The following is a 9219-nucleotide window of genomic DNA, read 5'->3' on the forward strand; positions in this document are numbered from 1 at the left end:
GGGTGGCGCGCGCCAGCGCGCTTCGTAGACWKRCTCATCGCCACTGTTTGACCACAACGAACGAAGTGAGTGGMGGGAGTTTGGCGATGCACCCMCGRAGCCGAKCTTCKYMGTGGAGTCGRCGCCCCCTGGGGCGWCGACCGCCTCGGCATGAGCCACCAGCCCAGCCCCTCACCCGCCGCGACGCGACGCGGAGGACGACCGAACGACCGACCCAGGCATCCAATCCAGCAACGCCTGAACCAGATCCTGCGGATCGATCGGCTTGCTGACGTGCGCATTCATGCCAGCCGCGAAGCACTCCTGCCGGTCCTCGTCCATCGCCGCGGCCGTCATCGCGATGACCGGCAGGTGCTCGCCCTGCGGCAACTGCCGGATCACCCGCGTCGCCTGCGGCCCGTCCATCTCCGGCATCTGCATGTCCATCAACACCAGGTCGAAGGGGGCCTTGCGGACCCACTCCACCGCCTCCAGCCCGTTGTTCGCGACCGTCACCTCGAGCTCGCCGAGGGCCAGGAAGGCGAGCGCCACCTGCTGGTTCACGAGGTTGTCCTCGGCCAGCAGCACGCGCGCGCCGCGCAGCGGCTTCAGCTGCTCGGCGTAGCCGGCACTGCGCGACACCGCCGGCGTGCCCTTCGCCGGCTCGCCGCGCTGCAGCCGCACCACCGTGTCGAACAGCCGCGACGGCGTGACCGGCTTGCTCAGCACGCCCGTCAGCGGCAGCTCGCCCAGCGCCTCGCTGACCCGCTCCAGCGTGTGCGGCGTCGCCATCGCGACGATCGCCAGCGGCGGCGCGCCGCGCTCGGCCATGAGGCGCCGCGCCTCGTGCACGAAATCGAGATCCGCCGAACGCCAGTCGAGCAGCAGCAGCTCGTACGGCGACTGCGCATCGGCACGCTTCAGCTTGTGCATCGCGTCGCCCGCGAAGGCCGCGCTGCCCACCTGGAAGCGCCAGCTCTGCAGCACCTGCTGCAACACCACGCGCGCGGTCGGCTGGTTGTCCAGCACCAGCGTGCGCATGCCGCGGATCGCATGCAGGTCGATGCGCTCGGCACCCTCGTGCGCCAGCCCGAAGCGGGCGTTGAACGTGAACAGGCTGCCCTCGCCGGGCGCACTGCGGACCTCGATCGTGCCGCCCATCAGCTCGACCAGCCGCTTGCAGATCGCCAGCCCCAGCCCGGTGCCGCCATAGCGCCGCGCGGTGCTGCGCTCGGCCTGGCTGAACACCTGGAACAGCTGCCCCGCCTGCTCGGGCGTCAGGCCGATGCCGGTGTCGCGCACGCCGAAGCGCAGCTCGACGCCGTCCTCGTCACGCGACAGCAGCGCGGCACTGACGACGATCTCGCCACGCGACGTGAACTTGATCGCATTGCCGACCAGGTTGTTGAGCACCTGCGTCAGCCGCAGCGAGTCGCCCAGCAGCCGCTGCGGAATGGCCTCGTCGATCTCGAACACCAGCTCCAGCCCGGCCTCCTCGATCTTCACGGCGAACAGGTTGCCGACGTTCTCGATCGTTTCCTCCGGGCTGAACTCCTCGCTCTCCAGCACCACGCGGCCGGCCTCGGCCTTCGAGTAGTCGAGGATGTCGTTCAGCAGCGAGAGCAGGGCCTTCGACGAGGTCTGCACCTTGTTGAGATGGCCGCGCTGCTGCGCTTCGAGCCGGCCGTCGAGCACCAGCTGCGTCAGGCCGATCACGGCGTTCATCGGCGTGCGGATCTCGTGGCTCATGCTGGCGAGGAACAGGCTCTTCGCCGCATCGGCGGCCTGCGCCTGGTCACGGGCCAGGGCGAGTTCACGGCCGCGCCGGCGCTCGTCCGCATGGGCCTGCGCCAGGCGCGCGACCATCCAGCCGTTCTCCAGCAGCAGCTCGTACAGCACCACGCTGCAGGTCAGCAGACCGTACAGCCGGCCGGCGTAGAAGCCCAGGTCGTAGCGGCCGCCGTTCAGCATCGCCGACAGCGCGGTGTCGAACAGCCAGGCGCACAACGCCACCATCAGCCAGCGGTCGAGCACCGACTGGCGGCGCTGCTGCCACAGCAAGCCGAGCGTCAGCACCGTGACGACGCAGATCACCCCGACCATCCCGCGCAGCAGCGGCGTCGATTGCGAGCCCTGCATCACCGCCGGCAGCAGCGACGCACCCGCGGTTGCCAACGCGATCAGCCCCAGCGCCAGAGCGACCGTGAACAGCGGCACCGCGAACGGGTGCGAGGCGGCACGCGGGCCGCGGCGCGGCCACGCATAGGCCAGCACGAACAGCGGAAAGCCCAGGTGCCAGAACAGGTAGATCCACGCCGTGCTGTGCGGCCCCGCACCCAGCAGGCCCTCGGGCGCGAACAGCTCCGGGAAGCTCAGCGCATGGCCGACCACCAGCAGGGCCGCGAACAGGTAGCCGCTCGCCARCACCGCCAGCGGCCGCGCCCGCAGCACGCGCGACTGGCCGAACAGCAGCACGGCGGTGATCAGGTCGTTGACGACCACCGCGGTTTCATAGAGGGCGATGAAGCTCGGGAAGGGCGCCAGCTTGACCTTTGCAAACGGTGCCAAGGCCAGGAACAGCAGGACGGAGACCACGATGATGGTCGTTGCGCGACGGCGCTGCGCCGGGCTGGCCGCCTGGTCCGGCAGGAACGCCGGGCCGTCATCGTCGGATGCTGCCGCGGGATCGTGCCCGATGGACGGCACGGCGGCGTCATGACTGATCCCCACGCCACCTCCCTGTCGACCGGCATGCCGGCCTGTGCGTGCGTATGTTCGTGTGCGTCTGATGAGCCCTTCCCTTATGCCCGGAAGTCGCGGTGCGTGCAACAAATGAAACCCGAAGGGAAGCCCCGTTGAAACACGCCGGCCGCACACTGCGGCACGACATCCCCGACCGAGCGAGGCCCCCATGRGCGATTCCCTGTTCCTGCCGCGTGAACTGTTCAACGCAGCGTCGGTGCCGGCGAAATCGACACGCCAGGCGCCCCCCACCGACGCGGTGCTCGACGACCTGCGCCGCATCACGACGCCGGTCGCCACCTACGGCAGCGGACAGAAGAATCGCCGGCGCAAGCCGCGCGACCCGAACGCACCCAAGGTCGACCTGTGGCTGGACCTGGCCGCCTGATTCAGGCCTGCAACGCGGCGCGCAGGTAGACGCGCAGCATCTCCTTCAGTTCCGCCAGCGCGGCGCGCGTGCCCGGCGCCGCCTCGGTGTTCAGCGTGACCGCCGCCTTCATCACCTGCTGAACCGCCACCGCCACCGCGGCCAGCCGCGCCTTCGCCAGGCCGGCCGCATGCGGCGCGAGGATCTGCGCCAGCTGCACGCGCATCGCCTGGCGCACCGCCTGCACCTGCGCGGCCGGCGCGCCGGGCGAGTCGACCAGCCGCGCGAACGACGGATGGGCAGCGCGGAACTCGATCAGCGCGACCACCAGCCGCGCACTCAGCTCATCGACATCCCAGCCGGCGCTCGCCTCGGCCATCGCGCCCAGCCGTGCCTGCAATTCGCCCGCCTGCAGCGCGATCACACCCTGCGCCACCTCGGGCTTGGTCGGGAAGAACTGGTAGAGCGAGCCGATCGACGAATCGGCGCGCGCCGCGATCTCGGTCATCGTCGCGGCGTCATAACCCCTCTCGGCGAACACCTGCGCCGCGGCACCGAGCAGCACCTCGACGCGCTGGTGCCCGCGCTGGCGGCGCACGCGTTCGACCGGCGCGGCATCGCCCGAGCCCGGGGCACTGGACTTTTGTGAGGACTTCCTCATAGAATTTGTTTTGCGAGGACACCCTCACAAATCAGCCGCTGAAGGATCCCATGCTATCTCTTGACTCCACACCGCTCGACCCCGCCCGCACCGCGCTCGTGCTGATCGACCTGCAGCAAGGCATCACCGGCTTCGGCCGCGCCCCGCACGACAGTGCCACGGTGCTCGCGAACGCCGCAGCGCTGGCCGACCGGTTCCACGCGCTGAACGCGCTCGTCGTGCGCGTGAAGGTCGGCTGGCACGCAGGCTTCCCCGAGCTGCTGACGCAGACCACCGACCAGCCCGCACCGTTGCCGCCAGGAGGGTTGCCGGCGCACTGGTGGGACGACCCCGCAGCGCTGCCGAGCGCGCCCGGCGACCTGCAGATCGTCAAGCGCCAGTGGAATGCCTTCCACGGCACCGAGCTCGACCTACAACTGCGCCGGCGCGGCATCGCGACGCTGGTGCTGGGCGGCATCGTCACGCACATCGGCGTCGAAGGCACGGCGCGCGCGGCCTGGGAGCTCGGCTACCAGCTGCTGATCGCCGAGGACGCCTGCAGCGCGCCGCTCGCCGAGCCGCACCTGGCGTCGATGCAGTACGTGATGCCACGGCTCGGCCATGTGCGCCGCACGGCGCAGATCCTTTCTTCACCGGGCACGACACCGACCGACATGGTCTGACATTCAAGCCGCCGTCATACTGTCGGCCATGTCCGCATCCCGTGTCGCCTGGCGCGTCCTGCTCGCGCTGCTGCTGGTGTTCAGCCAGCAGCAGGCGGTGCTGCACGTGCTGGGGCATGCGCTGGAGCACCAGCGGCAATCGCTGGCGGCCTTGCCGCAGGCGAGTTCTGCCAATGCGGCCGACACCGACACGCTGTGCGCCCAGTGCCTGGCCTGCGCGCAGCTCGACCACCCCGCCACGCCGCAGGTGGCGCTGCCGGCGCTGTCGTCGGCGCGCTTCGAACTGGCCGCTGCCGCACCGGTCACCGCGCGCGATGCGCGCTTCGAGCCGGCCTACCTGAGCCGCGCTCCGCCCCTTTCGACGCTGTCCTGAACGTGCGCCGCGGCCGCTGGGCCGCGCGCCTTCGTGCCTGCCCGCGCGCTGTCGCCGCGGGCCCACCGGAACCACGCGTCATGAAGATCCATTCCCTGCTGCCGGCCTGCATTGCGCTGGCTTCCACCTTCGCTTCCCTTCACGCCCAGGCCCACGAGCCCGGCGCCCATGTGCACGGCGTCGCCGAACTGCGCGTCGTCGTCGACGGCCCCCAACTGCAGATCAGCCTCGAGAGCCCGCTCGACAACCTGCTCGGCTTCGAGCACGTGCCGCGCACCGACGTGCAACGCACGGCAGTGCGCCAGATGGCGCGCACGCTGCGCGATGCCGGCGGCGTGTTCGCACCGACCGCCGCGGCGCATTGCCATCTCACCACCGTGCGGCTCGCGTCATCGGCCGCACTCGGCGAGTCGATCGAGGCAACGCCGGCCGACGGCGACGGCCATGCCGACCTCGATGCCGACTTCAGCTGGACCTGCGACGCCCCGCAGGCGCTGGCCGGCGTCGACGTCGACCTGATGCGCCACTTCCCCAACCTGCGCCGGCTCAAGGTGCAGGTCGCCGCCCCCTCGGGCCAGCGCGCGCTCGACCTGCTGCCGGGCCGCCGGAGCGTCACATGGTGAGCCCGCCCCCCCTGCTGCAGGTGCAGCAGCTGCGCTTTCGCTGGCAGCGCGCGCTGCCGCCCTGCCTCGACATCGACGACTTCAGCGTGCWGGCCGGCGAGCGCGTCTTCCTGCACGGCCCGAGCGGCAGCGGCAAGAGCACGCTGCTCGGCCTGCTGGGCGGCGTGCTGGTGCCCGACGCCGGCCGCGTGACGGCGCTCGGCCAGGAGGTCTCCGCGCTGCCGGGCGCCGCGCGCGACCGCTTCCGCGTCGACCACGTCGGCTTCGTGTTCCAGCAGTTCAACCTGGTGCCCTACCTGAGCGTGCTCGACAACGTGCTGTTGCCGTGCCGCTTCTCGGCGCTGCGCGCGGCGCGGGCGCAGGCTGCCTCCGACGGCGACCTGGTGCACGAGGCGCGCCGCCTGCTGGAAGCGCTCGACCTGCCGCGCACGCTGCTCGCGCGGCCGGCCACCCAGCTCTCGGTCGGCCAGCAGCAGCGCGTGGCTGCGGCGCGGGCGCTGCTCGGCCGGCCCGAGCTGGTGATCGCCGACGAGCCGACCTCGGCGCTCGATGCGGCCACGCAGCAGCGCTTCATCGAGCTGCTGCTGCGCGAGTGCAGCGCCGCGCAGGCGACGCTGCTGTTCGTCAGCCACGACCGCCGGCTCGCCACGCACTTCACGCGCGAGGTGGCGTTGGCCGAGCTGAACCGCTCCGCCGTGCTGCAGCAGGAGGCCGCATGAAGCCTCTGCTGAAGATCGCGCTCGCCAGCGCCTGGAACCGCCGCGCGACGCTCGGCCTCGCGATCGCCGCGATTGCGCTGTCGGTCACGATGCTGCTCGGCGTCGAGCGCAGCCGGCTCGCGGCGCGCGAGGCGTTCGCGCAATCGGTGTCCGGCACCGACCTGGTCGTCGGCGCCCGCACGAGCCCGGTGCAGCTGATGCTGTACGCGGTGTTCCGGCTCGGCGAGGCGACCAACAACATCCGCTGGGCCAGCGCCGAGGCGCTCGCGAAGCGGCCGGGCGTCGCATGGACCATCCCGCTGTCGCTCGGTGATTCGCATCACGGCTTCGCGGTGCTGGGCACGAACACCGGCTACTTCGAGCACTTCCGCTACGGCTACCGCCGGCCGCTGGTGGTGGCCGAGGGGCGGGCGTTCAGCGGCAGCGTCGACGGCGTGTTCGAGGCGGTGGTCGGCGCCGAGGTCGCACGCTCGCTGCACTACGCGATCGGGCAGCGCATCACGCTGAGCCACGGCAGCGGCGGAGAAGGCTTGGCCGAGCATGCCGACAAGCCGTTCACGATCGTCGGCATCCTCGCGCCGACCGGCACGCCGGTCGACCGCACGGTGCACATCAGCCTGCAGGCGATCGAGGCGATCCACCTCGACTGGCAGGGCGGTGCGCCGATCCCGGGTCTCGCGATCGCGCCCGAGCTGGTGCGCAAGTTCGACCTGACGCCGAAGACGATCACCGCGGTGCTGGTCGRCCTCGAGCAGCGCGGCGCGGTGTTCCGGGCCCAGCGCGAGATCAACGAGTTCGACGGCGAGCCGCTGCTGGCGGTGCTGCCCGGCGTCGCGCTCGACCAGCTGTGGCAGGTGGTCGGCGTGGTCGAGCGCACGCTGCTCGCGGTGTCGGCGCTGGTGCTGGTGGTCGGGCTGGCCGGGCTGGTGGCGGTGGTGCTCGCAAGCCTGAACGAGCGGCGGCGCGAGCTGGCGATCCTGCGCTCGGTGGGCGCCGGGCCGCGCCACATCGCGGCGCTGCTGGTGGCCGAGAGCGTCGGCGCGACGCTGCTCGGCACCGCGCTCGCACTCGTGCTGCTGGCCGGCCTCTCGCTGCTCGCCGGGCCGTGGCTGCAAGGGCAGTTCGGCAGCGCGCCGGCACCCGGCGTGTCGGGCGTGGGGGAATGGAAGCTGATCGGCCTGGTGCTCGCCGCCGGCCTGGTGGCGGGGGGGCTGCCGGCGTGGCGGGCCTGCCGCTTGTCGTTGTCGGACGGCCTGACGCCGCGCCTGTGATGAAAGGAATCATGATGAACAGGATCGAGACAAAGACCGTCTGGAGTGGCGTGTTCGCGGCCGTGCTGGCCTTGTGCGGCGCCTGCAGCGATGCGGCCGACGGCCCGAAGGTGCCCGACAGCCCGAAGACCGATGCGGCCGATTACCGCATCGGCGACAAGCTGGCGCCGGCCGTCGCGGCGCGCGCCGCCAGCGCGGCGGTGGCCGGCGGCTACAAGCTGACGACCTGGGAGGACCTGACGCCGAAGGACTGGGACCCGATGAAGGACGTGCAGGCGCTGAGCTTCCGGATGTTCGGCGACGGCGATCCGCGCGCGCAGGCGGCGCTCGACCGGCTGAAGCGGGCCTGGAACAACGCGCCGACCAATGCCGCGATGGACCAGCAGCGGGTGCGCATCGCCGGCTTCGTCGTGCCGCTGGAAGGCGAGAGCGACCAGCTGCGCGAGTTCCTGCTGGTGCCCTATTTCGGTGCCTGCATCCACGTGCCGCCGCCGCCGGCCAACCAGACCATCCACGTGAAGCTCGCGAAGCCGCTGGCCGGCGTGCGCACGATGGACGCGCTGTGGGTCAGCGGCACGATCCACGCGGCCTTCAGCGACACGGCGCTCGGGACCTCGGGGTACCGGATGGAGGGGGATGTGACGGAGGCCTACCGGCGCAGCCGGTGAGTTCCTGGTGAGGGGCCATCGGCCGGCAGCGCAGTTGGTCCCTGCTTTCCGGCAGTTGGTCGCAAGCCGCTGGGCGCGCAAGAGGCGGACTCCTAGAGTTCACTCCATCGCAGCCCCGCTGCCCTGCCACACCAAGGAGCCCACCATGACCAGCCGCCTCTCCGCCATCGCCTTTGCCTTCGCCCTGCTCGCCACCGCTTCGCTCGGTTTCGCCGCGCAAGCCCATACCGCCGCACAGACGGCAGCCCGCGCCAAGGCCGACGCCGAGTCCCGCATGACGGTGATCCAGCTGCCGGCGGTGACAGTGATCGGCAAGCGCGTGCAGGCCAACGACGCCTGATCGCCGCCCTGCCCCCTCCATTGATGATTCCTCCCCGCCTGAAGCCATCTCCCAACATGTGATCTCCGGCTTCAGGCGTTTTTTCTTCCGTGGCCCTGCGCCGGCAGGGCCCTTGCCCAAGCGCTACGATGCCTGTCCCTCCCCGACCCGCTTCGCGATGGACAGCCTCGACCTGCAAGTGCTCACCCAGGCCCGCCAGTGGCGCGCCGACGGCCATGCCGTCTGGCTGGTCACCGTGCTCGAGACCTGGGGCTCCGCGCCGCGGCCGCCCGGCGCGCTGCTCGCGATGCGCGACGACGGCCTGGTGGTCGGCTCGGTCTCCGGCGGCTGCGTCGAAGACGACCTGATCGAGCGCGTGCGCACCGGCGAGCGCGTCGCGCGGCCGCAGCTGATCACCTACGGCGTCACGAAGGAAGAAGCCGCCCGCTTCGGCCTGCCCTGCGGCGGCAACCTGCGGCTGGTGCAGGAGCCGCTGCAGGACACCGCCTGGGTCGACGAGGTGCTCGAACGCACGCAGCGGCATGAACTCGTCGCCCGGCTGCTCGACCTCGACACCGGCACGGTGCAGGTCGAGGCCGCGTCGCGCGGCGACGGCTTCGCGTTCGACGGCCGCTGCTTGCGCGCACTGTTCGGCCCGCGCTGGCGGCTGTTGATCATCGGCGCCGGCCAGCTGTCGCGCGTGCTGGCGCAGATGGCGCTGGCGCTCGACTTCGAGGTCACCTGCTGCGACCCGCGCGAGGAATACCACCTCACCTGGGACGTGCCGGGCACGCAGTTCAGCAAGGCAATGCCCGATGACCTGGCGCTGGAGAGG

Annotated in this window: 11 protein-coding genes; 9 read left to right on the plus strand and 2 right to left on the minus strand. The window is 71.3% G+C overall.

What is annotated here, in order from left to right; all coding sequences use genetic code 11:
- Positions 1–171: 171 nt before the first annotated feature.
- A complete protein-coding gene (locus AC1D12_RS15830; protein ID WP_477841424.1) occupies positions 172–2709 on the minus strand; it encodes a response regulator in 2538 nt (845 codons plus the stop codon).
- 181 nt (positions 2710–2890) lie between these two features.
- On the opposite strand from AC1D12_RS15830, the gene AC1D12_RS15835 reads away from it, so the two are divergent.
- Entirely contained in the window at positions 2891–3109 is a 219-nt protein-coding gene (locus AC1D12_RS15835; RefSeq protein ID WP_477841426.1) for a hypothetical protein, read from the plus strand.
- 1 nt (position 3110) lies between these two features.
- Here the strand turns inward: AC1D12_RS15835 and AC1D12_RS15840 are convergent, their stop codons facing one another.
- On the minus strand, positions 3111–3749 hold the full coding sequence (locus tag AC1D12_RS15840) for a TetR/AcrR family transcriptional regulator (protein ID WP_477825120.1): 639 nt from the start codon (positions 3747–3749) through the stop codon (positions 3111–3113).
- Between the two features lie 50 nt (positions 3750–3799).
- Between AC1D12_RS15840 and AC1D12_RS15845 the strand changes: the two genes are divergently transcribed.
- The 8 genes from AC1D12_RS15845 to AC1D12_RS15880 form a co-directional block, all read left to right on the plus strand.
- Positions 3800–4411 carry a hydrolase gene (locus AC1D12_RS15845; protein WP_477825121.1) on the plus strand — a complete coding sequence of 204 codons (612 nt, stop codon included), beginning with the start codon at positions 3800–3802 and terminating at the stop codon, positions 4409–4411.
- Positions 4412–4439: 28 nt separating this feature from the next.
- Positions 4440–4784 carry a hypothetical protein gene (locus AC1D12_RS15850; RefSeq protein ID WP_465113309.1) on the plus strand — a complete coding sequence of 115 codons (345 nt, stop codon included), beginning with the start codon at positions 4440–4442 and terminating at the stop codon, positions 4782–4784.
- Between the two features lie 80 nt (positions 4785–4864).
- A complete protein-coding gene (locus AC1D12_RS15855; protein ID WP_477825122.1) occupies positions 4865–5407 on the plus strand; it encodes a DUF2796 domain-containing protein in 543 nt (180 codons plus the stop codon).
- Positions 5401–6126 (plus strand): ATP-binding cassette domain-containing protein, encoded by a 726-nt coding sequence (locus AC1D12_RS15860; RefSeq protein ID WP_477841428.1) that lies wholly within the window; start codon positions 5401–5403, stop codon positions 6124–6126. The genes AC1D12_RS15855 and AC1D12_RS15860 overlap by 7 nt, the downstream gene beginning before the upstream one ends.
- Positions 6123–7397, plus strand: coding sequence for an ABC transporter permease (locus AC1D12_RS15865; protein ID WP_477841430.1), 1275 nt, complete (start codon positions 6123–6125; stop codon positions 7395–7397). The genes AC1D12_RS15860 and AC1D12_RS15865 overlap by 4 nt, the downstream gene beginning before the upstream one ends.
- A 14-nt stretch (positions 7398–7411) precedes the next feature.
- Positions 7412–8065 carry a DUF3299 domain-containing protein gene (locus tag AC1D12_RS15870; protein ID WP_082004400.1) on the plus strand — a complete coding sequence of 218 codons (654 nt, stop codon included), beginning with the start codon at positions 7412–7414 and terminating at the stop codon, positions 8063–8065.
- 145 nt (positions 8066–8210) lie between these two features.
- Positions 8211–8405, plus strand: a complete 195-nt coding sequence (locus AC1D12_RS15875) for a hypothetical protein (RefSeq protein WP_047506063.1) — start codon at positions 8211–8213, stop codon at positions 8403–8405.
- A 157-nt stretch (positions 8406–8562) separates the two neighbouring features.
- Positions 8563–9219: XdhC family protein (locus AC1D12_RS15880; RefSeq protein WP_477841432.1), on the plus strand; the 657-nt coding region annotated here is incomplete at its 3' end.

This window comes from Rhizobacter sp. P1_G5 (assembly GCF_056405435.1).